Source organism: Fodinibius saliphilus (assembly GCF_005869845.1).
GTDB lineage: Bacteria > Bacteroidota > Rhodothermia > Balneolales > Balneolaceae > Fodinibius > Fodinibius saliphilus.
On sequence record NZ_VAWF01000001.1, the window covers coordinates 171,164 to 197,048 of the forward strand.

Consider the following 25,885-nt stretch of genomic DNA (forward strand, 5'->3'; position numbering starts at 1 on the left):
GTCAACGTGAAATTTTATGTTCCAGTTAAACTAAAGATTCAACACCTTATTCTTCTTAGCAAGAAACATTTATTTTTTAAAGTAAAAACTGTTAAAATAGTTTTCAGAAAATAGTAAGATGGATCATCTAAACATAGGGTTATAGGCTTTTAATTTTTAAGATCAGGATTATGGAGAAAATATATAGAGTTATTGCAATAGGGGGAGCAATACTGTTTTCCGTTATTTCTACTCAATCAGTTATGGCCCAATCAGAGGCTGTTGAAGCAGCAAGATATTATTACCAAGGTAATGGGGCTGATATCATTAATCACTATAAGGAGTATCTAAAGATACCGAATGTAGCCTCCGACATTTCCAATATACGACGTAACGCTCAATATCTGGTTGACGAGTTTGAGAAGCGCGGGGCTAAAATGGAGTTATTGGAACTGCCGGACCGCAAGGATGTACCACCGGTGGTTTATGGAGAGATAACAGTGCCCAATGCAGAGCGAACGCTTGTTTTATATGTGCATTATGACGGGCAGCCCGTAGATCCGACAAACTGGTCTCATAATCCATGGTCGCCCAAGCTATATTCAAAGTCAATGGAAGATGGGGGGAAGCCGATAGCATTCCCACAGCTAAACCAACAGGTAGATCCAGAGTGGAGAATTTATGCGCGTTCAGCATCTGATGATAAAGCCCCAGTTCCCACGCTACTGGCGACCCTGGATGCGTTAGAAGCCTCGGATATTGCACTCACATCGAATATAAAATTTTTCTTTGACGGGGAGGAAGAAGCAGGATCCCCGCATATTCGACAGTATCTTGAACGATACAAAAGTAAATTTAAGGATGGAGATCTTTGGGTATTTTTGGATGGGCCCAAGCATCAAAGCGGGCGCCCGCAGGTGGTTTTTGGAGTGCGGGGAATAACGGGGCTGGAAGTAACGGTCTATGGTCCCAGGAGGCCGCTGCACAGTGGGCATTATGGTGGATGGGCTCCCGTAGCAGGACAGATGATGGCTGAACTCTTATCCAGTATGAAAAAAGAATCAGGACAGGTGTTAATTGACGGTTTTTACGAGAGTACGGCACCTATTACAGAAGCTGATCGCGAAGCTTTTGCAACGCTTCCCGACTATAATGATCAGATCCGCAAAGATCTGGGGATTACCTGGAGTGAATTTGATGGACAACCGTTAATTGAACGATATATGTATCCGACACTGACTATCAAGGGAATAAAGACAGGGAATGTGGGTAAAAAAGCACGCAATGTGATACCAAAGAAAGCGACTGCCAGTTTAGGAATACGGTTGGCTAAAGGTAATAACCCGGAAGCGATGCAGGAGCTTGTTGAAGCCCATATCCGTGAGCAGGGATATCATATTGTTCGGGAGGATCCTAGTATGGCAACCCGCTTAAACAATAAAAAGATTGCTAAAGTAACACGAGAGAAAGGCTACCGTGCTACCCGTACATCTGTTGACAATCCCATGGCAAAACAGATCGTTGGAGCTGTAGCAGATGCTTCTGATGATGAGGTGATTCTATATCCGACTTACGGCGGTACATTACCATTGTATCATTTCACAGAAATTCTAAATCAGCCGCTAGTTATTGTGCCTATTGCGAATCATGACAATAATCAGCATGCACCGGATGAAAATATTAGAATCGGAAATATTTGGTATGGCATTGAAACCTATTCTTCCATTTTGACAATGAAATAAAGGTGGGATCTGAGGCAGTTTCCCATTTGTTGTTTCGGGACCTGTTCTTTCAGGAGTTTCTTTTAATTTGTTGGGAATTATTTTGCTTATTCGTTCAGTTGAGTAGTTCGGAATGGCAAAGTCTGTAAATATTTCTTAGCTAAAATGTAGATGCTTTGGACTTATCCCAAGACAAATGTTTTTTGAACCAAGACAGGGTAATGTTTGCTGCTTCATTTAGCTTATCAGCTTCCTCAAACATATGAGAAGCTCCGGGCACAATTGCTAGTTGTTTGTTTGGTTTAAGGTACTTAATAGCATTTTGATTGATGTTTACCGTTTTAAAGTCCATTTCACCGGTAAGTAACAGGACCGGACATTTTATCTTTACCAGGTTTTTACTACAGAGGTTTAGACGACCACTTAGCGAGACAATTGTTTTTATTATTGACCCCAGTTCTGATGCTGCATTTACGGCTGCGGCAGAACCTGTACCGCTGCCAAAATAAGCTAAGTTAAGTGATCTGTATTCAGAGTGGCTACTCAGCCAGTTCGTTGAAGTGACTAATCCCTTGCTCAATAAATCAATGTCTTTATATTTTATCGGCAGTTCATCATGCTCATCAAGAAGATCTAATACCAGGGTGCCAAATCCAGCTTGCTGAAATTCAAGAGCAAGCCTATGTTCGTGTACCATCAGTTTGGATAAACCATAACCATGCGAAAAAATAATCAGGCTGTTTGCTTGTACCGGAAGAGTTATTTTTCCTTTTACATGAAATCCATTAAATGGGAGTTGAACACTGATTTGGTACATATATAACCTCTCTTTTTGATTTGTACATGAAATACAAATTAGGTCCTAAATATTCATTTGCTGTAGGTATTTCGATAAAATACATGTAGGGAAAATTTGATGAAAATCGAATAAAGTCGGGAAAATGTAATAAATTAAGCTACACACTCACTTAGATAGGTCTATAATATTAACACTTCTTGATAAGTTGAATTTGCTGAGTTATTTCTTGCAGGTATAGAAAGACAGCCACATAACAATATGGTGAAAACCCCTACATTTATTTTATGGGTTTCTAGCATTTCTCACATATCACTTTGTATTATATTCCATAAATAATGAAAGAGGAATAAAAGGGAGGGCGATAAAATGAGTTCTTATTACATAAAAAAATATGGCGTGCATGAACTTCACCAATCTAACTGTGTATGGTTACCCATCAGAAAAGGAATGGTTAAACTAGGAGAATTTGATAGTGCTTTGGAAGCATTAAAAAAAGCAAGAGTATTGTATGATGAAGTAAACCCGTGTTCTACCTGCTGTAGTATTGGAAAAAAACGAAGTAATATTATGAGTGTAGATTGAAAGGGGATATAAAAAAAGCCAGCAGTTTCCTTGTGCCGGCTTCAGCCGGTTCAAGTTATGGAGGTATAATCTCAGTCTTACAATGCAAGACACCCTCAACTGCTGGCTTCGATTGCCGTAACTTTTCAGATGCCGGCAAAAAAGACCGTTGCACACTCCTTGATTATCCTGGTTGAGAAATCACAAGGAGAAGTCCACGGTCACTAATTTAGACTTGCTAATAGAAGTACCGTAGTACTACCACAAGCTGTGCAAATATCATTATGTCAACAGGTTTTAGATTTAGTAGTAATATAAGTATAGCGTATCGATCTATTTGTAGTGTGGCTTACCAAGCAAAATGTAACGTTTCCACCTACAGATACTGAAGTTTACCCCTGGATTGGATGTAGTAGTAATTGTAACGTTCTAGAATACATTTTTTTCAATTAAATTGGAGGTTATTGGATTCATTTTATAGATCAATCTTTTTTTCTCCTGCTTTGTTAAAAATGATTTTGATCTCATCACTTCGAATATGGACAGATTGAAATACTGGAGACACCTAGATAATTTCATTCCCGGATTTAGCGCCTCGAGCATAGGGATGGATTATTTTAACGACTTCGTCCGTAACTTTTTCACTACACGCTCCTACTAATATCGCCAAGTCCGAAAACCGTTCAGAGATGCCTGAGATAGCTGGGATCAGGGACTAATTGCTCTTACATCTATAAGTGTCATACAGCAGAATTCTTTTTTTGACCATTAACAACTTTTTTGCTTTTGGGTTGCGAGTAAATACCTAAAATTCATTCATAAGAGTTACCTTTTAATTAGCCTTATCAGGTATTGGAAACCTGAAATATTTTAGCATGAGTAATTAATTACTGTTCTTTCTGGTTGCCTTTGCCAATTCTTTCACTTCACGACTTTTCCAGAGATAGTAAACAACGGGCAGAACTACCAGGCTGAGCAGGGTCGCAGATATCATTCCGCCTACCATTGGGGCTGCAATACGTTTCATTACGGTAGCCCCGGTTCCGGTACCCCACATAATGGGTAGCAGACCGGCTATAATAGCGCAAACCGTCATAAAAATGGGACGTATTCGTTGAGCAGAACCTGCCATGATGGCTTTCTTTAGATCATCCAAAGAATTCATCTTATCATGATATTTTCGCTCGTTATAGGCGTTATCTAGGTAGGTGAGCATTATAACGCCGATTTCAGCGGCCACGCCAGCCAGTGCGATGGCTCCAACACCAACAGCTACACTCAGGTTATAGCCCAACAGGTACAGCAGCCAAAATGAGCCTGCCAGTGAAAAGGGCAGCGTAAGGATTACGATAAGGCTTTGCTGCAGGTTTTTAAAGTTGAAGTAGAGCAGTAAAAAGATAATTAGCAGGGTAATGGGTACCACTATCTGCAGGCGTTTTTTAGCCCGTTCCATATATTCATACTGACCGCTCCAGTTTAGGCTGTATCCTGCAGGAAGGTCAATCTCTTCTGCAACAGTTTGGCGTGCGCGGTTGACATAGGAGCCAATATCAGAGGTGGTAAGATCTACATAGATCCAGCTCGAATAGCGGGCATTCTCAGTTTTGATAACCGGCGCGCCTTTATTAATGCTAAGATCTGCGACATATGAGAGTGGAATTTGTGCGCCTGAGGGAGTGGGGATCAACACGCGTTTTAGGTCAGAAATATTTTCACGCTGCTCGCGTGCGTAGCGTACATTGACTGGGTACCGTTCTAAGCCCTCCACAGTTTGTGTAACATTCATCCCACCAATAGCCGATTGAATGACATCCTGAACATCGCCGGTAGTTAGTCCATAACGGGCAGCCTCTTTGCGGTTGATATCAAAATCCAGGTAGTTACCGCCAGTTGTTTTGTCTGCGAAGACACTTAAGGTGCCATCTACGCCGCGGGTTATAGAAGCGATATCTTGGCTTAACTTGGAAAGTTCGTCTAGGTTTGGCCCCGTAACTTTTATGCCGATGGGTGTTTTAATACCAGTAGAAAGCATATCAATACGCGTTTTAATCGGCATAGTCCAGGCATTAGTGAGACCCGGAATCTGTATGGCATTATTCATCTCTTGCTTTAGCTTTTCCATCGTCATACCATCACGCCACTGATCTTTGGGCTTGAGCTGAATAATAGTTTCAAACATCGAAAGCGGTGCTGGATCAGTCGAGGTTTGAGCGCGTCCCGATTTGCCGAATACAGTTTCTACTTCGGGAAAGCTGGCAATGATTTTATCGGTCTGTTGCAGCAGCTCTCGGGCTTTTGTGATGCTGATGCCAGGATCGGTGGTGGGCATATAGAGAAGGTCTCCTTCATTGATGGAGGGCATAAATTCGGAGCCCAGCTGTTTCAGTGGGATAATAGAAATAATCAATATCACAAGCGAAGCGATAATGGTGCTCCATTTAAAGCGCAATACAAAGTTGATGACCGGGCGGTAGATCCAAATTAAAAAGCGGTTAACCGGATTTTTGTGCTCCGGCTTGATATGTCCGCGAATAAGAAAGCCCATGAGAACAGGCACCAGGGTAATTGATAACAGGGCAGCGGCTGCCATGGCATAAGTTTTGGTGAAGGCCAGGGGCTTAAAGAGGCGCCCTTCCTGTCCCTGTAGGGCAAAAATGGGTAGGAAGGAAACAGTAATAATAAGCAGGGAGAAAAAGAGGGCTGGGCCTACTTCTTTGGAAGCATCGACAATAATACGCCAATGGTCTTTTTTGTTTTTATCTCTTTCAAGATGTTTATGCGCATTTTCGACCATCACAATGGCGGCATCTACCATCGCTCCAATAGCTATGGCAATTCCACTGAGCGACATAATATTGGCGTTAATTCCCTGGAAATACATCACTAGGAAGGCTATTAAAATTCCGATGGGCAGGCTCACAATAGCAACGAGAGCGCTTCGAAAGTGGAGCAGAAAGATCATAACGATCAGTGCCACTACAATGCTTTCCTCTATAAGTTTATGCTTCAGAAAGCTAATAGCACGACTGATCAGGCTGGATCGATCATAGGCTGTTTTAATGGTTACACCCTCGGGGAGTCCGCTTTCCAGTTCTTTTAGCTTCTTTTTGACTTTGTTAATGGTCTCCAGGGCATTTTCGCCATAACGCATAACCACCACCCCACCAATAGTCTCTCCTTTCCCATTCCAATCTACTACACCTCTGCGCAGGTCCGGGCCCAAGTGTACATCCGCTACATTTTTTATCAGGATGGGCGTACCATTAGCATCACTTCCTATGGGCACGTTCTCAACATCGGCTACAGTTTTGATATATCCTTTTCCCCGGACCATAAACTCCGTTTCACTCATCTCTACCAGTCGTCCGCCTACATCATTATTACTACGTTTAATGGCTCTTTTAACTTTTGACAGCGGCATATTATAGGCCAGCAGTTTATCGGGGTCTACATCTACCTGGTACTGTTTGACGTGTCCGCCAACACTGGCTACCTCGGCTACTCCATCCACACTTAACAGCTCGTATTTTAAGAACCAATCTTGTATGGATCGCAGTTCCTGCAGATTATGCTTGTCTCCACCGTCTAAAACGTATTCATAGACCCAGCCAACCCCGGTGGCATCCGGTCCCAGGGTAGGCGTGACGCCTTCCGGGAGATTGTTTCCGGCGGTATTTAGGTATTCGAGCACCCGACTGCGGGCCCAGTATATGTCGGTATTATCCTCAAAGATGATATAGATAAAAGAGAGTCCGAAGAAGGAATAACCGCGAACTACCTTTGATTTGGGAACCGACATCATGGTAGTGGTCAGAGGATAGGTAACCTGATCTTCTACGACCTGTGGTGCCTGGCCCGGGTACTTCGTAAATACGATGACCTGCACATCACTGAGATCGGGAATCGCATCCACCGGTGTTTGGTACATTACGTAGGTACCGCCGGCCAGTATCAATACGCTGGTGATAAGCACCATAATGCGATTATTAACGGAAAGTTCAATTATTTTTTGTAGCATGATATTGAAATTCTAAAAACTGTTAAAAGTTCGGCTGTCTTATCTTCAAAAGATCTGTTACATATTCATTTCTGGGTGGTCCGTTGAGTCTGTACGCACCTTATTTTGATTCATATCCCCACCACTCATATCCATCTTTGTTTCAGCAGATGTATCTGCCTGTTGGTCGAGCATTTTTTGGATTGCTTCCTGGAGTCGGCTTTCGCTATCAAACAGGAATTGAGCTGAGGTAACGATTTCTTCATCAGGGGTAAGGCCCGAAAGTATTTCAATTTCATTATTGTGTTTGCCGCCTTCCATGCCCAGCGTTACTTCGCGTGGGGCGAACGCTCCGTCTCCTTTAGCTACAAAGACGATATTCCTTTTTCCCGTGCGTATGATTGCACTGTTCGGTACCACCGTAACATCTTTTTTGGGACGCGTTTGGATTTGGATATTGGCAAACATTCCAGGCTTTAACTCAAGGTTTGGATTTGGGAATTCGAGCCGGAGTTGTACCGTACGCGTCTTTTCCTTGAGGGTGGGATAAATATATGATACGGTACCTCGGTAGGTTTTCCCCGGTTGATAAGACAATTGCATGCGGGCTTTCTGACCTTCTTTAACCCAGGGTATTTCATAGTCATATACACTTGCTTTTACCCAGACGGTTGAGAGGTCAGCAATTTTAAAAGCAGGGGTTCCTGCTTTTATATATTCCCCTTCTACTGCATTTTTGTGAAGCACTATACCTGAAGCCGGGGCTTCAAGGGTAATCGTTTTTTTTATTTTACCGGTCTTTTCCAGGTCGGCAATTTCAGAATCGGGGATATCCCAATATTTTAGCCGTTGTCGGGTGGCCTCAAGCAAACTATTGCCGCCTTTACGAATTGATTCAAAACTGCTGGAGGCTACTTTTTCGCGGGCCTTCAACGCCAGCAGATACTCGTGTTGTGTGGTGACTAACTCAGGGGAATAGATGCTGTAGAGTGGCTGGCCACGCTGCACCATTTTGCCGGTGTAATCTACATGCAGCTGTTCTACCCATCCTGATATTTTTGGATTTACGTTATAGAGCTTTTGTTCGTCATAATCGACCTTTCCTACCGTGCTTACGGTAGTGGATAACTCTTTTTGTTGTACCATAGCAGTACGCACATTCATATTTTGAACCACAGTGGGATTTATTTTGACTACTCCTTCAGCACTGTTAGCCTCGTCGGCGTATACCGGTACCAGATCCATTCCCATTTTTGACTTGCCGGGCTTGTCATAGATTTCACTCGGATTCATCGGGGCCTGCCAGTACAGAACTTCACGATCTTTTTTGTTGGTTTTACTTTCTTCTGAGGGTGCCTGTGTATCTTTATGTTCCATCTGCTCGCTACTGATTGTTGCCTGTTTAGAAGGGTTTTTGGTTTGTATTCCAAGCCAATATCCTCCAAGGGAAAAGGAAACAATAAGGGTCAGGGAGATAAGTAAGTATTTCGTATTCATGATCAAGTTCCTTGGATGTTTGATATTGAAAAATGTTATAAGCCAGTACCGATAAGAGCTTCGAGTTCGGCTACCGTTTTGTGGTAGTCGGCCAGAAATCGGTGATAGTCCAGTTGGTACTGGAAAAGGGTAAGCTCGCTGTCAAGGAGTGAAAGAAAGTCTACTTTATTGTTTTGATAGCCGGCTAACGAGGATTCTAGTGACTCTTCCGCCTGGGGGATAATGCCTGTTTTATAGAGCTCAATCAGACGTCTACTTTTGTTAAGATTCGATAACGATTGCTGAAGCTTTTGTTCAACTGTATTGGTTATATTTTGATAGCGATATTCGATTGCAGATTTTGTGATCCGCTTCTCCTGCACTTTTTGGGCTTGTTTCTTTTTGTGAAAGAGAGGGAGTTTTAGATTGACCATCGCTGAGACAAAATCATAGCCTTTCATGCCGCTTTGTAAGTCATCGCGCTGTGTATAAGCGATACCTACCGAAAAATCGGGGTACCGGTTTTTGTGTGCTAAATCAATTTGCTGATCGCTTTTTTCTACTGTTGTTTCCCAAGCGGCCAACATTGGGTTAGTGCTGTCTGCCCTTTGTGTGAGTTCTCTCAGTGTTGTAGATAAAGTACTCATCGGAGGAGCTGTTGGTATACCGAGAGGGGCATCAGCCGGGATATTGATAAGTATATTAATTTTAGCTTGCGTCGCTGTCCTTTTTTGTTGGAGCTTAAGCTCGCGGTCAAGCATCTTGGAGAGGGTCACTTGGGCACGAAGTACATCCTGTTGCAATCCTTTACCGACACCGTAACGGGTTTCGGCGATCTCCACAAATTTCCGGAGCAGCTCTTGGTTTTCAGTTACTGTTCTCAAAGCCTGATCTATGTAATAAAGATCGTAGTAAGCCTGCTTTGTCTGTTTTATGAGCTGGTTTTTCAGTTCTCGGTGTCGGTATCTGTTGATCTTCGAGTCACTTTCAGCAATTTTTCCCTTTAGGTTAAGTATTCCCGGAAAGGGGAAAGCCTGCATGAGACTAAGCTGTTTACCGGTCATGGGTTCTTGATCCAGGGCAAAACTATTAATCGGCAGATTCATCATGTTCAAGCCTAGGGTAGGGTCAGGGAGTGCCTTTTGTTGAGATATACGCGTATTACTGGCTTTCCAATCCTCATAAGAGTATTGTAACTGCGGATTTCGAGCTAATACTTTCTGTATTAATTCATCAAGGTTAAGTGTTGAATTGGCGACTTGAGCTGAACCGGAAACAGGCATCAATGTGAATAGAAACAGAGATAATGTAATAATCTCAAATAAGTGCTTCGTTTTCATTGTATATAGGGGTATTATTTAGAAAAGTTGGTCTGTTACTGTTTATGCCTCAGTCTCTAAGAAGCATAGTGTTAGTCCATTAATCTTAAATTCTGGCCTAATAAATTGGCATAGAATGGCATCTAATTGCCATGAAAAAAGGGAGAAAGGAATCAAATGATAAACGTACCATTCAGGAGATAGATACTCCTTAGAACAGATGGTACTGATGAAATAAATTTGGGAATATTAATTTTTGAAATAGCAAGAACAAGCCCTTTGGGCAGGGTATAAATAGCTACTGACGGTAACTGGTGGCTTTGTGAATGGACAATTGCCGTCTCAGTAAGGCCATTTACAAACACATGATTACAGAGCTGATCGAAGGAGCAAGTTGTTTCGGAGACATTCCTTATAGAATTTTTACCACTGCAGCAGTTATCATATGTAACAGCAGTTGTTGTTGGGGAATCAAAGGCCATGCTGTCACATATTACCTTTGCTGATTCTACAGTTATGGGCAGTAAGATATTTGTTACAAAGGCAATCAGTAGTATTGCCGAGAATAGGCGATATGTGTGTTTCTTAGTTTTCAAAGCTGGTAAAACATACTACTACAAAAAGTTTTTTGTTTTATTCTCTTCTAAGATACAAGATTAACCTTAAATGAAGCTTAAAAGAATTACTATCGGGTATATAAAATGTAATTGGTGTAATGTGAAGAGTTATAAGAGATTCGTATTTACAATATAGGAACTTACAATATTACATATCAGTTTTAATAGTATATGACATGATATAGAATCGGCTAATTATTTAGTTCACTATTAAAAGGGGGGGTAGAAAAAGAAAGGTTTTGCAGATAATAGGCTAAATGAATATTGATTATTCACTTAAAAGAATTATATGGAATTACCATCATTATTATTTGAGCAGAATCCCAACCCTATGCTCGTTTTTGACACTGATACACTAGAAATTTTAGCAGTGAATGAAAGTGCTGTTAAGAAATATGGTTTTTCAGAAGAAGAGTTTATCCAGTTGACAATTGAGGATATAAGACCTCCCAAAGGCATCCCAAAACTACGTGAAAAGCTGGATGAGCTGGATAACAAATTCGATATGCTTGATATCGGGACCTTCCGTCACCGTACTAAAGATGGTAAAATGTTGTATGTGCAGCTTGCTGTTCAGGAGTTTTCTGTAAAGGGTCGTAATGCTTATATCGTTCATATTCATGATATCACCGAAACCGTTAGACTCAAGAAAGAAGTTGATGAGGCATACCGCGAACAGCAATATCATATCGAAAATAACCCGTTGGCAATGGTTAAATACGATCGTAATTTCAGGGTTATTGAATGGTCTAAAAGGGCAGAAGAAAAAACCGGTTATACCAAAGAGGAAGTATTGGGTACATCCACATTTGATATCCCGCTTTTTGAAGGTGATGAAGTCGATAAAATAAAGAAACGGATGCTTGCTCTTTCAAAAGGGGAAAAAAATAAAGATCGTTTTGAAACCAAGATCCGACTTAAAAATGGAGAAATAATGGAAGTACTAGTACATGCTTCCGCGTTACGGAATAAAGAAAATGATTTGAAATCAGTGTTGGCGTTTATTGAAAATATCAGTGTCAGAAAAGAGTATGAGCGTGAGTTATTGAAGCGGGAAATGAAATATCACCGTTTATTTGAAGATGCCAATGATGGAATTGTTTTGTTGGATGGAAATACGTTCATCGATTGTAATCAACGGGCTACTGAAATATTTGGCAGGGATAAACAAGATATTATCGGCAACACACCGTTCGACTTTTCGCCTGAATACCAACCTGATGGGTCATTGTCAGAAGAAAAGGCAAAGAAACGATTTAAGCAGGTAAGAAAAGGTTCACCGCAGGTTTTTGAATGGGTACACCTTCGAAAAAATGGTGAGGAAGAGCACGAAATCACAGTACAGGTAAGCCTTAATACTATAGAACTAGATGATAATGATTATGTACAGGCTATTGTACGTGACTTAACTGATAAAAAAAGAACCCAGAAAAAGCTGACCCTTAGCAATAATCTGCTTGAAAGTTTATTTATTGATGCTCCTGTAGCAATAGTAATGGTGAATACCGAAGGGCAGGTAGAAAGAATAAATAAAAGTTTTGAAGATTTGTTCGGGTATTCTGAGCAGGAACTCTTGGGAGAAGACTTGTTGAAGCATAATTTGCCGGCAGAACGATATGATGAAATTCAGCAGATCTATGAATCAGTCTTTTCTGGTGGTAACAACCCATCCAAATACTATGAAGCCCAGCGTATTACCAAAGATGGAGAAGAAAAGGATCTACTTGTAGGGGCAGTACCGGTAGTTATAGATAAGGAATTGATCGGTGCTTTTAAGATCTATATTGACATTACAGATCTCAGAAAAACAGAGGAGAAATTGCAAAACTCTCTGCAAGAGAAAAAGACTCTACTGTCGGAAGTACATCATCGGGTAAAAAATAATTTGGCTGTTATTTCGGGCCTGTTACTGTTGGAAGCAATGAACTGGAATGAGCAGAGCGAGGTGCATAAAGCTCTGTTGCAGAGTAAGCATCGTATTCACTCGATGGCCCAAATTCATGAGTTGCTTTATGAATCCAATGACTTTACAACGGTACAATTGCAAAACTACATTGACAAGTTAGTGAAAACGGTTCATGATAGTATGCAGGGAGTAGAGAAGGGTGTGGAGTTAGATATCGATTATGATGATATATACTTGAATATTAACCAAGCTATGCCTTGTGCGCTCATTATTAATGAATTGGTAACGAATGCTTTTAAATATGCCTTCGATAAAGAAAGTGAAAATAAGCTGTCGGTTTCTTTTAGAGAGGAAAGTGAAACTATTACCATTGAAATTAGGGACAATGGTCCTGGCCTTCCGGATCAGTTTGAAAAAATGGCAAAAGATTCATTAGGACATAAATTAGTCAAGCAACTGGTTAAGCAACTGGATGGAGATATAACGGTTCAGAGTAGTGATGGAATGGGGACCACCTATAAAATAACATTTGAGAGAAAGGTAAAGAAAGGATCTTCAAGTAATATTATTGAGTAACAAGGATAATACAGAACTCTTGTTTGTAAAGTTTATTTTGGTTGTTTTGTTGTGTTGAGGCAGGGATGGGGTCTATAGAACCAAAGCACGCAGCAATTCTCGTCTTAAAGTTTTAAAACTGTATCACAATTGAGGCATTTCCAGAAAAGCTGGAAGGTATTTTGGCAAACAGCCTTATCGGAGGCATATCCACATTCAGGCAAGCAAATAAGTTGAATGTAAAGTGATGTTGGATTGGGAGCAGTTATTTTTCTCTTGCTAACGGGTTTTGCATTCTCCTTCTAATGCATATAAAATGGGATAGGCTCCAACTGCCCCCTCTCCTGAATGGGATCAAAAAAGGGTTCTTGGGATATCTCCCAATGTAAATATTTATTTTTCTGCTGTATAATCTGCTTTAGCCAGAGCTTCTTTAAAAGTATCAAAGGATGTTTGATCAGAATTATAAAATACTTTTGCAGATTTATTGTCGATCGATACAGTAGCTTGTTCTACACCTTCCAGTTTTTCTAAAATTTCAGCGGAGCGGTTAGCGCATCCTTCGCAGTGTAAATCAGGGATCTCAAATGTTAGTTCTTCCATATCGCAAAAGTAGAAATCTTAAAATGTTAGCTTTTGATTTTTGTTATGACAAAATAAGGAAAAGTATGTGTTATCTCCTCCGGAATTTACAAATGTAGTCAAAAGCTCCCGGTTTAAGAGACGGGAAGCTTAAAATTCTGTTTGATTAATTTAAATCATTGCCGGGCTTGGCGCGATGACCAATGGACAGCCGAAATTTTCCAACCGCTATCCGTTTTGACCAAAACGGCAAGTTCGGCCGACCGAAGATCCATTTCCCGGTCGTTGTAAGAACCCTTTATACTACTGACCGTTGATACCCAAGCGGTATTTTCGGTTGAGTTAACTTTGCGAGACATAACCTTCACATCCATAGCACTTAGAAATTTCCCGTCGGAATGGAAGTGGTGTGAGAGGTACTCTTCTTTGGTTTCAATTCCGCCACCTTCCAGGATACGGGCATCTTCTGTTAACAAACTGGATGCTTCATCCTGATTATTATTAATAATAGCTGATTTAAAATCATCTAAAATCGGGACAAAGGTTTCTTGGACGTTTGCGATGGGTTCATCACCATTTTGAGCAATGGCAGTACTAATGGAAAGAAGTACGAATAGTATTACAGTGTTTAATATTTTCATAGGGACTATGTATTAAATATTGTGAGTTTAGAGATTTATGATCAGTTTTAAGCCAATAATTTTATCCTCAATTCCTAAATTAAGTGTTGGTTATTTCGATTGACGGGCATTCATTTTTACCCAGCGGTTGTATGTTCTATCATCCCAGAGACTTTGGAAGTAGGCAATTACGGCCACTTTCTCTTCCCTGTTAAGTTTATCTCCAAAATCAGGCATGGTACCGCCTACCGGTTTGCCGCCTTGATTAATGGTACGCATTAAAACTTTGAAAGGATGATGCCAGGTATGTGCAGAGCCATTCAGCGGGGGAGGAGGAAAGGAACCGTCAGCATTACGCTTTTTCCAGTTTTCAACAATTCCCTGACCGCGTGTTCCGTGGCATTGGGCACAGTTATTGGTAAATACCTGTTTGCCCAACTTGTACTGTTTTTGGGTAAACCAGCGTCCCTCAACAGTCTCTTTGGGGGGTGATTTATCTGAACTGTTACAGCTTATTATGAGAAAGCCGGGAACTAGGAATAAGAGTACAATGACAGAAAGTATTTTCTGCATAAAATCAGTTAAAGCTGTGTTACAATCATTTTATCAATAAGGATACTACCTTGTCCGTCAATTTTGAGCCCTATTTTCCCTGGATCAGGAGCATCACCGTGTCCATGTACCGCCATCTCTTTATTGATATAGGCTCTAAAGTGAGTACCGTTGCCCACTGTACGGATAAAAAGCATACCTGTAGCTGAATACGGTTCTTTGGCAAATACTTTTTTGGATCCATCCTCGACTCGTCCCTGAGAAATGATACCCTCTGTATTTAAAGTAACATAATCATAATTATCTATATCCTGAACATGATTAACGAGTGAGAGTGAACCTTCAAAGCCAGATAAGTCGAGATAGTAATCGACTTGTACATTTTGAAAGCTACTTTTTTCTACAAGAAAGTTTGGTTTTTCACCGCTTGTTAACTTCAGCATATAGTTCTCACTGTCCGAAACCATGAAAGGGTTAAGGTCTGAGGGCGTACCTTCCAGCCACTGGAAATGAGAAAGCAATGTACTTACGCCTTTTGAGCCCATTTCCCAGCTCCAGCTTCCAGTGTCTTTTTGGATGAAAGTAGATTTACCCTTACTAAGACTATCTGTATAGGCGGAAGCAGATTCTTTCTGTTGGATTAGCTGTCCTGTCCCCACACCATAACCAAAAACCATTTTTGCCCCTTGATCGCCTGTTTTGTAGAGAAAAAAGATGCCCGGCAGTACGGTAATAAAAGCGATAATCCGTATTATCTTTTGATTCATCAGCTTGAGATAGTGAAAAAGTATACGCAGAAACAAGTAGGCACCTAAAAACCACATGGTCCACCAAGCCCAGTCGGCATGATTGTTCAACACCGTTTGTGAATCTGCGGGTATAAAAACACTGTCGGCTGCGATATTACCAGAATAATAAGCTGCAATTACAGATAGGATGCCAATACCATACAGTATTGTTGATTTCATTTCATCCCACCAATCGTTGGATAGTAAAAAGCTCATAATATTCATTAATACAGCCAGTAGGATGATGCCGATCGGCAGGTGAACAATAAGAGGATGAATATTTGGGGCCCATTCGGGAATTAAGCTCATGATACTAAGTTATTTTATTTTTATGCGTTTTCCTCACGGTATAAATCGTATTCATCAAGGGTATAATAACTAGAAAGTTTAAAACCACATACGCAGACCGCCTAGCAGGCTTAGGCTGCTAGGGTCGTTGTACATATCGGCTGTTTTTCCGAACTTACGTTCCCAATTGACGCCGATATATGGAGCAAATTCCCGTTCTATCTCATATCGTAATCGAAAGCCTAACTCAATATCATTAATGCCAGAGCCAATGCCATATTCTGGGACATCCTGGAAGGCTACGGATGTTTCAATGAGCGGTTGCCCGATGAGTCGTTGAGTGATTGGCAGATCGTACTCGGCTTCAAAGGAAGCAGAGATATCACCTTTCTCGCTAATAAACAGCCCCCCGTCTACCTCAAAAAAGTATGGTGCCATGCCTTGAAAACCAATAACGGCAAAACCGCGCGACAGGTTTTCATTGCCTTCATAGATTAGGTCATATCGTATGCCTGCCTGCAGATCAAAGTAGCGCGATATTGCCCTGCTGTACAGTCCCTGGAATTCTAGTTCGGTTTCATCGTGGGTAGTAACGATTTCTCCGTCAGATTTAAACCAAAACTTATGTAGATCTTTACCTATATAGCCTTGAACTTCCCACATAACGGGGTTAGGGCCCGGCATACTTTGGTATTCAAGTTTATCAGCTATGATATAAGTATACGTTTTGTTATCCATCAGCAGATCATTGCTGAATTCCGGGGCCTTTTGGGCTACAGCTGTATTATTGCTCATAAACAATATCATTAGAAATACAGCAGAAAGAAATTTACTTAGTTGTCGCATTATAGTAACTCTTCTCGGTTTCATAATTGGGTTAAAAACTATTGCTGACTGCCAGTATTAGTAGATACTTCCATTTTCGTCGCTTACTTGAACAACACGGAACATTCCCATCTCCATGTGATAGAGAATATGGCAGTGGAATGCCCATCTTCCTTTATCACGGGGAGTAATTAGGGCCGATATTCGCTGAGCAGGTTGTACCAGCAGGGTATGTTTTCGGGGATTGTATTGTCCGTTGCCGTTTTCCAGCTCCATCCACATACCGTGTAGATGAATAGGATGTTCCATCATAGTGTCGTTAACAAGAGTAAGTCGCAGCCGCTCGTTATGTTTGAAATCGATGGGCCCTTCAACCTCATGAAACTGTTTGCCGTCAAACGACCACATATAACGTTCCATATTTCCGGTCAGATGTAACTCTACTTCTCGTTCAGCATCACGTTCATCAATATTGGGATTCAGGCTTTTTAGGTCGTTATAGACCAGTACATCCCTTCCGTCATTACCAAGACCAATGCCGGGCTCATGGAGTCTATCGAATTGGTTTTGAGCAATAGCAGCGGCGCCAATACCGTGTCCATCGGGACCGTGTTTGACTGGTGGTTTCGGATTATCCATCTTCATTTTCATTGCACCACCGTCCATATTCATATGGTTATGGCCGCTATCCATCTTCATATCCATGTCGCCCATATCCATGTCCATACCCATATCTTTCATACTGCGTGTAGGGCGGGGACGTAGCTCAGGAACAGGAGCTTCCATGCCTTCTTTGGGTGCAAGTGTTCCACGGGCATAACCGCTGCGGTCGAGCGATTCCGCAAAAATGGTATATGCTTGATTGTCATCGGGTTCAACAATAACATCATAGGTTTCTGCAATACCGATGCGAAATTCATCAATAGGGACCGGCTTTATGTTTTGTCCGTCGGCTTGTACCACAGTCATTTTGACTCCTGGAATACGAACATCAAAGATGGAGCCGGCCGAGGCGTTGATAAACCGAAGCCGCACTTTTTCTCCTTTTTTGAACAGGGCATTCCAGTTTGATTGCGGTCCGCGGCCGTTCAACAGGTAGGTATACATAGCGCCGGTCGTATCCGCAAGGTCGGTAGCGCTCATGCCCATTTTCCCAAATGAAAGATAATCTTTTAGAGCATTTCCCATTCCTTTTTTCTTGGCATCTTTAAAAAACTCGCCAAGCGTTCGTTTTTGATAATTATAATACCCTTCAGATTTCTTAAGATTTGCCAGTACTCTGTAAGGGTTTTCAAAGGTCCAGTCAGAGAGTACAATCGGATAATCGCGATCATATTCAACAGGATCTTCACCAGCAGGATCAATAATAAGTGGCCCGTAATGCCCCAGCTGTTCTTGAAGTCCTGAGTGACTGTGATACCAATACGTACCATTCTGTTTTACTGGGTAGCGGTACTCAAAAGTTGAATCGGGTGCAATACCATCGAAACTTACTCCGGGTACGCCATCCATCTGGAAGGGTAGGATAATACCATGCCAGTGTATCGATGTCTCTTCATCGAGTTCATTTTTCACTCGTAACAATACATCTTCCCCTTCTTTTAGACGAATGATAGGACCGGGTACGGTACCGTTGATGCCAATAGCTTCCCCTTCTTTTCCATCGATAACCTTCGACATTTTACCAATAGTTAGGTCAACTACGTTATCGGGACCTTGGGGAGTGAGAATATCTCTGTCCTCAAGGTTTGCAAAAGCATAAGTGGGTAATACAGTGCTAAGACCAGCCATTGCCGCCATCGAAGCAGTATAGCGTAGAAAAGTGCGTCGACTAATAGTATTTGAATCGTCGTTCATGACAATTTCTTTTTTAAATTACTCAGTGTAATGATACGAATAGTTATAACTAATATATTACAAGTTGTAAAAGAGAAGTCCGTGCCTACGGTTCTCAAAAGTAGTGAGCTAAATCAGTTTTGCATGCATAAATTTGTGAATCAATCATAACATATGAAATGAACCTTAAAGCTAGCTTAAATATGCAGCTCTGAATATAATTTAATATTTAAATAGTTTTTTAAGGTAAAGATAAACCTTAAATGAAGCTTAAAACATCTTTGGAAATTGTCTCTTATTTTAGTGAAGAAGTAAAAAGATACTCATAGCCTATTTGCATGTGGATTTTATTAGTTGAAGATGAAAAACAGTTAGCTAACTCTGTAAAAAGAGGTCTTGAGGAAGAGGGGCATGTGGTGGAAGTGATGCACGACGGGGAGGAGGCTGAACTGCAGGGCATGGTCAATAATTATGATGTCGTTATTCTGGACTGGCGTCTTCCCAACCGTGATGGTAAACAGATATTGAAGCATTGGCGTAAAGAAGAACGAAACTTTCCGGTTCTTATGTTGACGGCTCTTGGTGATTTGGATTATAAAGTTATGGGGCTGGATGCAGGTGCGGACGATTATATGAGCAAACCCTTTTCATTTGAGGAGTTATTAGCACGGATTAGGGCTTTGGGAAGACGGTCTGGGGATCTAAATGTCACAGGAAAGGTTACAGCGGGCCCCATTGAACTAGATTCTCGTAAACACTGGGTTAAGGTATGTGGTATTAAACGGTCGCTGCGACCCAAAGAGTTTATATTATTAGAACTATTACTTAAAGATCCAGAAACAGTATTTTCAAAAACACAACTTGCCGAGCGTGTTTGGGGATCTCCATATTATGTTAGTGATAATACGATCGAAGCAACGGTTTCTACTTTACGACAGAAATTATCGGAGTCTCTTAAGGAGTGTGAAGAGATCTCCTTTGAACAAGTTCCAAAAGTCATTGAGACAATTCGGGGAGCTGGCTACCGGTTGAATAGTGATATCATTAATATCAAAGAATGAGATCGTGGGAAAAGTATCCTCTTTTTTAAATCGTCTTTCAATATCCAAAAGGCTGGCTTTCTGGTATGGAGCGAGTCTTTTTGTAATGCTCAGCGTATTCGGCTATTTCTTATATGATTCATTTCATGATTCCATACACCATAACTACGATCGGCACCTTCGCTTTGAGGCCGAACAGTTGCTTCCGTTTATAGAAACCGGAGATACCCTTTCGATGGATATAACAGGTTATAGCAGAAATGAGGCCTTAAAAAGTGGTATTGAGTATGGAACCTATGTACGCTTGTATGATGAAAGTGGTGAGTTAATATATCGCAGCCCTAACTTTTCTAAGATCAACGAGCCGCTAAAAACTTCGATTCCGAAGATAGCTGGAGAGCATTCGGTTAGTACTGAATGGCAGTCTATGCCAGCCCGAACACTATTTTATCCTATAGAAAACGACAATGGTACATTTTGTGGTTGGCTGGAAGTTACGGGATTTGAATGGACCCTTCATGAAGAGCTCAGCAGGTTTAGGAAGTACTTATTCGTTTTGATAGCACTAAGTGTGATATTTTCGATTATTGGTGGCTATTTGCTTTCCCGTCGTGCTTTATCTCCGGTTAGCTCTATTATCAACACGGCGAAGTCTATTACTGCAACAGATTTGGATAAGCGTATACCTGTGAACTACCAGGTGAAAGATGAGCTCACGGACCTTGCTGATACATTTAACATTATGCTGGATCGCCTACAGAAGGGGTTTGAACGCGAGAAACGATTTACTGCGGATGCAGCCCATGAACTTATGACTCCACTTTCATCTATCCGCAGTGACGCTGAAATTATGTTAAGGAAATCCCGATCACAACAAGAGTATGAACAGACGTTAGAGCGGGTCTTGGATGAGGTGAAACGAATGAGTGGGATGGTTGATCTGCTGTTACAGCTTTCAAGAATAGATTCGGAACAACATGTTGAAGATGGAGCGGTGAATGTAAGTCGTATTGCGGAGGGCGCAGTCCAAGCCTATCAATCCCATGCCGATGGAATGGATATCACATTGGAAACACAGATTGATCCAGGCTTAATTGTAAATGCTCATGGAGGTTATATTGAGAAAGTAATTCATAATCTATTAGAAAATGCGTTAAAATATACCCCAGAGGGTGGAACCATAAATATGCAGGTAAAACGATCAGGTGGTGAAGCAGTGATTCGTATAAAAGATACGGGAATCGGTTTTGATGAAGATACTAAACAACATCTTTTTGAACGTTTTTATCGTGCAAATGAAGCAGCAGTTCAAGAGCAGAAGGGTAGTGGGTTGGGTCTTTCCCTTTGCAAAGCAATTGTAGAGCTATATGGAGGAGAAATTAGTGCCTATAGCAAGGGCATAGAGAAGGGAAGTGCATTTGTAGTTAAATTGCCGCTTTCGGAGACAAATTAAAAGATCTTTTTGGGAAGCTGCCGGAGATACAAAATTATGATGAAAAGAAGTCAATTAGAGTCAGGTTTAAGGTGCTCTTGAAGCGAATAGCGAGCCTATTCAACGAATAAGAACTCAAAGCCTGGTTCAAGGCTTTTTTTGCAGTAGATTAAGTTGATGCTGTCCTTAAAAATCCTAGTAATACAGAATGGTTGTCCAATTACTATTCGACCTTCCCACAAAGGGTTTCCTTTGGCTTTGTAGTTCCTTTTTTGAACGGCTCATTGCCCATATCTGAAGGATTAAAGTTGGTGCCTAAAGGTTAGAGCACAACATTCTCGGTAAAAGTTTCATTGCTATAGTTTTCGTGTCTAATATTTTATCCATGGACTTATCGGCATTAATAAGCAGCTTTATAATTATCCCTTGGCGATGAAATGTCTGCTGAAAAGGTTAATGAAGTATGCTAATTGATATGATCATTAATCGCCATTTCATTATCAATTTCTATACCCCTACAACTTGCCAAGAATAGTATTGATAATATTTTAAATAAGGTGAGTTGCAAATTTATTAAATTTCAGCTTACAGGAATTACGATTTATCAATGTGTTTTTGATTGGGAATCATATCGTGTTTTTTTAGTTCACTTAAAATCAATTCTGTCATATCACTTTTAAAAGGGAATTCGTACCTAATATCAAGAACATAGGCTTTTACCCGAAGTTTAAGCACGAAATTTTGCTCGTGTACTTCATTCAATGCAATAATTGCTATAGGCTTTTGTAAATAGACATAACGTGATGAAACAGCAGCTCGGTAAGCAATTCGTTTGGCCTCATCTACATCTACATCCATTGGAAGAAAAATTTCTGCCACCACCTGACAGTCTAAAGCACTGGAATTTGTATTAGATACGGCCTTGTTCATCAATTCGCTGTTGGGGATGGTTACTAAGGAATCATCGGGAGTAACAATTCGGCTTGACCGCAATCCAATTGAAACCACTTCACCATAATGTTCCGCGACCTCAATCTTATCTCCAACCTGAAATGGCCGATCCATTATGATAATAAATCCGCCAAAAATATTTTTTAGGATATCCTGTGCAGCAAATCCGACGGCTATACCCACCGAGGCTAACACCGTGATAATAGTACTCATAGGAGGATTAATGATACCAGCAATGATGACATAAATCGAAAACGTCCAAATAACAAGGCGTACAACTGGTACCATCCGCTTGATTCCCAGCCGATAACTGGTGAACCGTTCTGACAGGTTTTCGAGCACTACCACAATAAATCGGTTAAGAAAGTAGGTAAGTATTAAGGCAATGATAATTGCCAGTACAACGCCAACAGAAATAAGATTTTCAATCTCTGATAGGGATTGACTGGTACCTTGATCAACAGGAGCTAAATTAGCAGTCGTATCGATGCGGGCGGTGTCAATATTTACAGTATCCGCCTGGATTATATCAATCTGACTAGAGCCAATTATAACGGTTGTGTCGGTCTGCTGTGATACGGTGTCTTGTAGGGCAGAAAGAGCCTCGCTATGAGATCCCAAAAGGAAAGTGATCGCAAGCAGTAATAGTTTGATTAATTTGTGCATCCAGTTATTACCCCAAGTGAATTATGTTGCGTTCTTTAAGCACTCGAATTATCTGTCGGTACATTAAGTGATTAATAGTGAAGGACCCATTTTTTTCGATCAACATGCCCCGTGACCTCAACCGATTTAGCAATAACCTGCTTTCTTCGAGTTTTACATTGAGTACCATGGCTAACTCGCTGTCAGATAACGTATCGTGTAGTACAAACGCTGCCAATGCAAATAATACCTGAGGATTTAGATCCTCAATCATCTCTACTGATGTTACCTCAAGCGGCTGTATATAAAAATAATTCTCGTCAAATTCCCGAATCGAACGAATCCAAAATATCATTGCAATTGAGGGATTCCCCTCAGCCAATCTTGTCAGTTTTTCAAAATATTCCTCCTTCAAATGCTCTTGGACCTCATGTTCTTGTCCCTTGATTTTACGATAGGTACGCGACTGCATTATTTGATCGTCCGGCTCAAAGTGTAGCGAATAACCGCTGGCCTGATGCCTGCTTAAAATGATCTGTTCAATCTGCTCTTCATTTAGAGAATCACTTTTACTGATATGAGAAAAGTATTCGCTGATCTGTAAAATCTTATCCAAAAACGACCAGGCGTACCTGGAACAACTAACCATCCAGAAAATATTTTCTCTGGTTTCTGAAATTAAGTACGCTAACTTCTCGATAGCTTTAAAGCCATTAATATCACGGATAAAGCAATTTTGTATGGATTCAATAACAACCACTTTCCGGTTATCTGATTCTTTAATCGTTGCCACCAGCTCTTCGATTGTTTGCGGGGATTCAACCTTTAGCACTGCTGCTATCTTACTTAATAGCTGATCTTCTTCCCAAATAGTTTTTACAAACTCAACGGTTTCAACCTGCTCTTCACCGAGTTCTGAATCAACTACTAAACTCAAAAATGATGATTTGCCACTTCCCTTTTCACCAACCACGGAAAAATTCGTGGGGAACTGATTTTTCCATTGTTCATACGATCTTCTAAAAGTCATGGTTGATTCTTGTGCAGGCTTAAAAAATTGCTTGTCCGCAAGTGATTTAAAATCAAAAAGTCGCCGATATATATAAGGCAACTCCTTCATTTTACTATCGGTTTCAGAAAGATATGTAGCTATATCTGCACGCTTAGATGCCTGAATTGTTGACGTTTTAAATCCTAACGCAACTTTTATATCAGCACCATACTTTTTCGCTTTTTTCCAAATAAAACGGCTCCATAGCATCAGCTGATCTTGTATGCTTGCCCAGCGTGAATCCAGAACGGCATGCCAGTCATTGGTTTTTTCTTTTACCGCATATTTGGCGTTTAGTCGTTGCAGTTGCTTAGAATCTCCCTCGTGAAGCAGAGCTAATAAAGAAGAGAAGAACTTTTCACTTCCCTTATCAATTGCATTATTAATCTGTTCCCATTTTTTCCCCGCCTGCTCATTGAGTTCCAGAACCTTCGATAGAATACGCTGTAATGCTTCACGCACCACTTTTGTAGGATCCTCTTTTTCAGCTACCTCTTCATCGCGAGCTTCAAGTGCCGATTCAAAGTTGACTGAGATTATTTTCTTTATCTCAATAATCTCGCTCAAATTTTGAGATAGAAATTCTTCCTGCTGCTGATTGGACGGTTGTAAGGGCTTCATAAATAACTCCCTGAGAGCCCGAACAACCAATTGGCGCCATTCTACTTCTTCCTGATTTACAGTCGGGGGATTTTTATCAAGCTGGGTCCCGAAAACGAGTTGTACTTCCTGTGGAGATTGCCCCACCTTTAGTAGTAGATCCTCAAACAGGTGCTCTGTTTTATCTTCCAAAATTTGTTTATCCAGCAGCTTCTGTATGGGCTGTATTAGTCGCTCTTCCACAAAACCAGCAAGGTTTTCATGCAAAGTTTTCAATTCATCCAGCGTAGCTCTCTGGCCAATCTTCTCGATAGAAATTTCAAGATCTGTTAAGAATTCCTGTAGCGGTTTTTTTAGTGATTGTTGGAATATATCCTCAAATGATACCTTGAACTCTTCAATCTCCTTTTCAATTTCAGAACGCAGTTTTAAAAATTGTACCACATCCTTAGTCCGTTCAAAAAAGAGCCGTTGTACAAACTGCCATTGCTCCTTTTGGCTCTTAAAACGGTTACGTATATATTCCTCTTTAACTTGAAGCCTGTTATCATCAAAAAATTTACTACGCCATTCCAGTGTTCCCACCTTCTCAACATCTCGAACTATTTGAGTATGCTTGCTGCTGATTACTTGCTTTACCTTTTTCAGCAGGTCCTTTTTTTCCTCTTCCAGTCTGTTCTTTTGATCTGATACAAAAGTAGGGATATCAAACTCTTTCTGCACTTCTCGCTCTTGAACCAACAGTTCCTCAATATCCCTAATCAGATTTAGCTGTATGCGCTGAAGTGTATGTCCCCATTCCAATACTGATTCATTATCCAACAAAGGATAGCTCACCACTTTATTTAAAGGGATCTCTTGCTCCCATTTGGGATATGCTTTTTTGTTACCTCCGAAAATATTTTTTTGTGATTGAACGGCCCTAAAACCAAGCTTAGCAACACTTCGGAAAGTGCTTTTGCTTCTTTTTCCTATTGCTACCCAAACAGAATCTTGCTGTTGGACTATGAACCGTTCTTCATTTTGTTTCCAAACTTCTTTATTGGGAAACGTTTTACTAATTTTATTAACAGCTGATAGATATGTCCCTAATAGATTCTCACTTTCTTTATCTGTTATCGTACCTTCAATATTATTTAAAATCTGCGGGAGTCCCTGTGTTATAATATTTTCGGGCTCATATTTTTTTTCAATTGCCAAAAAGTATCTCAGAAGTTGCTCAAAGCTATTAAAGCGTGCTTCGATATGCTGGATTAGATCATCCTGCAGGTTACCCTCAATTTTTTTCTGTAGCTTATCTTTAAATTCTTGACGATCCAATAGAATTACTTTCGTTAATTTTATTTTCTATAATTTGATCAAAATATGATGAAATACAAATTTTACGTACCGTTACTTACTGCGGATCATGGTAGTAATCCCTTTTTTTCTTGAATAAAGATTAGGCAATTCCGATCAATGTACTCTTCAGTACAATAATGAAACCTGGGCATGATTGATCCCATTTAACATATTTGCATTTTCCTTTAAAATGCGGTCGTTTTTGATCATTGTTGGTAATCTGTTTCTTTTTAGTAGCAGTTTTTCTCATCCCAACACAATTTGCAGCAGTAGTTCAAGAGTAACAGGGTAGTGGCTTGGCTTTCTCTTTGTAAAGAAATTGTAGAGCTATATGGAGGAAAAATTAGAGCCTATAGCAAGGGCATAGGGAAGGAAAGAACATTTGTTAGTTGAACTGCCGCTAT

At 40.7% G+C, this 25,885-nt stretch carries 18 protein-coding genes and 1 riboswitch; of the genes, 5 read left to right on the forward strand and 13 right to left on the reverse strand.

Features of this window, described 5'->3' with window-relative positions:
• The first annotated feature begins 170 nt into the window (after positions 1 to 170).
• On the forward strand, positions 171 to 1,721 hold the full coding sequence (locus FCN14_RS00780) for a M20/M25/M40 family metallo-hydrolase (protein ID WP_138429183.1): 1,551 nt from the start codon (positions 171 to 173) through the stop codon (positions 1,719 to 1,721).
• 139 nt (positions 1,722 to 1,860) lie between these two features.
• On the opposite strand, the gene FCN14_RS00785 is transcribed toward FCN14_RS00780, so the two are convergent.
• Positions 1,861 to 2,517: a dienelactone hydrolase family protein gene (locus FCN14_RS00785; RefSeq protein ID WP_138429184.1), complete on the reverse strand. Its 657-nt coding sequence runs from the start codon at positions 2,515 to 2,517 to the stop codon at positions 1,861 to 1,863.
• 348 nt (positions 2,518 to 2,865) lie between these two features.
• Between FCN14_RS00785 and FCN14_RS00790 the strand changes: the two genes are divergently transcribed.
• Positions 2,866 to 3,081 (forward strand): hypothetical protein, encoded by a 216-nt coding sequence (locus FCN14_RS00790; protein ID WP_138429185.1) that lies wholly within the window; start codon positions 2,866 to 2,868, stop codon positions 3,079 to 3,081.
• Between the two features lie 10 nt (positions 3,082 to 3,091).
• Positions 3,092 to 3,188, reverse strand: a riboswitch (TPP riboswitch).
• Between the two features lie 755 nt (positions 3,189 to 3,943).
• Here the strand turns inward: FCN14_RS00790 and FCN14_RS00795 are convergent.
• The 4 genes from FCN14_RS00795 to FCN14_RS15650 all read right to left on the reverse strand — a co-directional run bounded on the left by FCN14_RS00795 (position 3,944) and on the right by FCN14_RS15650 (position 10,448).
• The gene (locus FCN14_RS00795; protein WP_138429186.1) at positions 3,944 to 7,078 is read right to left on the reverse strand and encodes an efflux RND transporter permease subunit; all 3,135 of its coding nucleotides are present in this window, start codon (positions 7,076 to 7,078) and stop codon (positions 3,944 to 3,946) included.
• Between the two features lie 57 nt (positions 7,079 to 7,135).
• Positions 7,136 to 8,554, reverse strand: coding sequence for an efflux RND transporter periplasmic adaptor subunit (locus FCN14_RS00800; protein WP_246043071.1), 1,419 nt, complete (start codon positions 8,552 to 8,554; stop codon positions 7,136 to 7,138).
• A 35-nt stretch (positions 8,555 to 8,589) separates the two neighbouring features.
• On the reverse strand, positions 8,590 to 9,873 hold the full coding sequence (locus tag FCN14_RS00805; protein ID WP_138429187.1) for a TolC family protein: 1,284 nt from the start codon (positions 9,871 to 9,873) through the stop codon (positions 8,590 to 8,592).
• A 152-nt stretch (positions 9,874 to 10,025) separates the two neighbouring features.
• The gene (locus tag FCN14_RS15650; RefSeq protein WP_171032759.1) at positions 10,026 to 10,448 is read right to left on the reverse strand and encodes a hypothetical protein; all 423 of its coding nucleotides are present in this window, start codon (positions 10,446 to 10,448) and stop codon (positions 10,026 to 10,028) included.
• Between the two features lie 310 nt (positions 10,449 to 10,758).
• Here FCN14_RS15650 and FCN14_RS00810 point away from each other — a divergent pair, with 310 nt between their 5' ends.
• On the forward strand, positions 10,759 to 12,951 hold the full coding sequence (locus FCN14_RS00810) for a PAS domain-containing sensor histidine kinase (protein WP_138429188.1): 2,193 nt from the start codon (positions 10,759 to 10,761) through the stop codon (positions 12,949 to 12,951).
• Between the two features lie 372 nt (positions 12,952 to 13,323).
• On the opposite strand, the gene FCN14_RS00815 is transcribed toward FCN14_RS00810, so the two are convergent.
• The 6 genes from FCN14_RS00815 to FCN14_RS00840 all read right to left on the reverse strand — a co-directional run bounded on the left by FCN14_RS00815 (position 13,324) and on the right by FCN14_RS00840 (position 18,442).
• Positions 13,324 to 13,533 carry a heavy-metal-associated domain-containing protein gene (locus FCN14_RS00815; RefSeq protein WP_138429189.1) on the reverse strand — a complete coding sequence of 70 codons (210 nt, stop codon included), beginning with the start codon at positions 13,531 to 13,533 and terminating at the stop codon, positions 13,324 to 13,326.
• A 155-nt stretch (positions 13,534 to 13,688) separates the two neighbouring features.
• Positions 13,689 to 14,153: a nuclear transport factor 2 family protein gene (locus FCN14_RS00820; protein ID WP_138429190.1), complete on the reverse strand. Its 465-nt coding sequence runs from the start codon at positions 14,151 to 14,153 to the stop codon at positions 13,689 to 13,691.
• A 90-nt stretch (positions 14,154 to 14,243) separates the two neighbouring features.
• Positions 14,244 to 14,705, reverse strand: coding sequence for a c-type cytochrome (locus FCN14_RS00825; RefSeq protein ID WP_138429191.1), 462 nt, complete (start codon positions 14,703 to 14,705; stop codon positions 14,244 to 14,246).
• An 8-nt stretch (positions 14,706 to 14,713) separates the two neighbouring features.
• Positions 14,714 to 15,781 (reverse strand): DUF2231 domain-containing protein, encoded by a 1,068-nt coding sequence (locus FCN14_RS00830; protein WP_138429192.1) that lies wholly within the window; start codon positions 15,779 to 15,781, stop codon positions 14,714 to 14,716.
• 78 nt (positions 15,782 to 15,859) lie between these two features.
• Positions 15,860 to 16,606: a copper resistance protein B gene (locus FCN14_RS00835; protein WP_138429193.1), complete on the reverse strand. Its 747-nt coding sequence runs from the start codon at positions 16,604 to 16,606 to the stop codon at positions 15,860 to 15,862.
• Between the two features lie 57 nt (positions 16,607 to 16,663).
• Positions 16,664 to 18,442, reverse strand: a complete 1,779-nt coding sequence (locus FCN14_RS00840) for a copper resistance system multicopper oxidase (RefSeq protein ID WP_138429194.1) — start codon at positions 18,440 to 18,442, stop codon at positions 16,664 to 16,666.
• A 317-nt stretch (positions 18,443 to 18,759) separates the two neighbouring features.
• On the opposite strand from FCN14_RS00840, the gene FCN14_RS00845 reads away from it, so the two are divergent.
• On the forward strand, positions 18,760 to 19,482 hold the full coding sequence (locus FCN14_RS00845; RefSeq protein WP_138429195.1) for a response regulator transcription factor: 723 nt from the start codon (positions 18,760 to 18,762) through the stop codon (positions 19,480 to 19,482).
• A complete protein-coding gene (locus FCN14_RS00850) occupies positions 19,457 to 20,914 on the forward strand; it encodes an ATP-binding protein (RefSeq protein WP_171032760.1) in 1,458 nt (485 codons plus the stop codon). The genes FCN14_RS00845 and FCN14_RS00850 overlap by 26 nt, the downstream gene beginning before the upstream one ends.
• 573 nt (positions 20,915 to 21,487) lie before the next feature.
• Here FCN14_RS00850 and FCN14_RS00855 read toward each other — a convergent pair.
• Positions 21,488 to 22,510 (reverse strand): mechanosensitive ion channel family protein, encoded by a 1,023-nt coding sequence (locus FCN14_RS00855; protein WP_138429197.1) that lies wholly within the window; start codon positions 22,508 to 22,510, stop codon positions 21,488 to 21,490.
• Between the two features lie 7 nt (positions 22,511 to 22,517).
• A complete protein-coding gene (locus FCN14_RS00860; protein ID WP_138429198.1) occupies positions 22,518 to 25,460 on the reverse strand; it encodes a hypothetical protein in 2,943 nt (980 codons plus the stop codon).
• Positions 25,461 to 25,885 lie beyond the last annotated feature (425 nt).

Excerpts from the sequence above, each read along its gene's own strand:
- FCN14_RS00785 (WP_138429184.1), bottom strand. The coding sequence starts at position 2,517 with ATGTACCAAATCAGTGTTCAACTCCCATTTAATGGATTTCATGTAAAA.
- FCN14_RS00810 (WP_138429188.1), top strand. The coding sequence starts at position 10,759 with ATGGAATTACCATCATTATTATTTGAGCAGAATCCCAACCCTATGCTC.
- FCN14_RS00805 (WP_138429187.1), bottom strand. The coding sequence starts at position 9,873 with ATGAAAACGAAGCACTTATTTGAGATTATTACATTATCTCTGTTTCTA.
- FCN14_RS00780 (WP_138429183.1), top strand. The coding sequence starts at position 171 with ATGGAGAAAATATATAGAGTTATTGCAATAGGGGGAGCAATACTGTTT.
- FCN14_RS00795 (WP_138429186.1), bottom strand. The coding sequence starts at position 7,078 with ATGCTACAAAAAATAATTGAACTTTCCGTTAATAATCGCATTATGGTG.
- FCN14_RS00830 (WP_138429192.1), bottom strand. The coding sequence starts at position 15,781 with ATGAGCTTAATTCCCGAATGGGCCCCAAATATTCATCCTCTTATTGTT.
- FCN14_RS00815 (WP_138429189.1), bottom strand. The coding sequence starts at position 13,533 with ATGGAAGAACTAACATTTGAGATCCCTGATTTACACTGCGAAGGATGC.
- FCN14_RS00800 (WP_246043071.1), bottom strand. The coding sequence starts at position 8,554 with ATGAATACGAAATACTTACTTATCTCCCTGACCCTTATTGTTTCCTTT.
- FCN14_RS00840 (WP_138429194.1), bottom strand. The coding sequence starts at position 18,442 with ATGAACGACGATTCAAATACTATTAGTCGACGCACTTTTCTACGCTAT.
- FCN14_RS00825 (WP_138429191.1), bottom strand. The coding sequence starts at position 14,705 with ATGCAGAAAATACTTTCTGTCATTGTACTCTTATTCCTAGTTCCCGGC.
- FCN14_RS00835 (WP_138429193.1), bottom strand. The coding sequence starts at position 16,606 with ATGCGACAACTAAGTAAATTTCTTTCTGCTGTATTTCTAATGATATTG.
- FCN14_RS00845 (WP_138429195.1), top strand. The coding sequence starts at position 18,760 with ATGTGGATTTTATTAGTTGAAGATGAAAAACAGTTAGCTAACTCTGTA.
- FCN14_RS00820 (WP_138429190.1), bottom strand. The coding sequence starts at position 14,153 with ATGAAAATATTAAACACTGTAATACTATTCGTACTTCTTTCCATTAGT.
- FCN14_RS00855 (WP_138429197.1), bottom strand. The coding sequence starts at position 22,510 with ATGCACAAATTAATCAAACTATTACTGCTTGCGATCACTTTCCTTTTG.
- FCN14_RS00790 (WP_138429185.1), top strand. The coding sequence starts at position 2,866 with ATGAGTTCTTATTACATAAAAAAATATGGCGTGCATGAACTTCACCAA.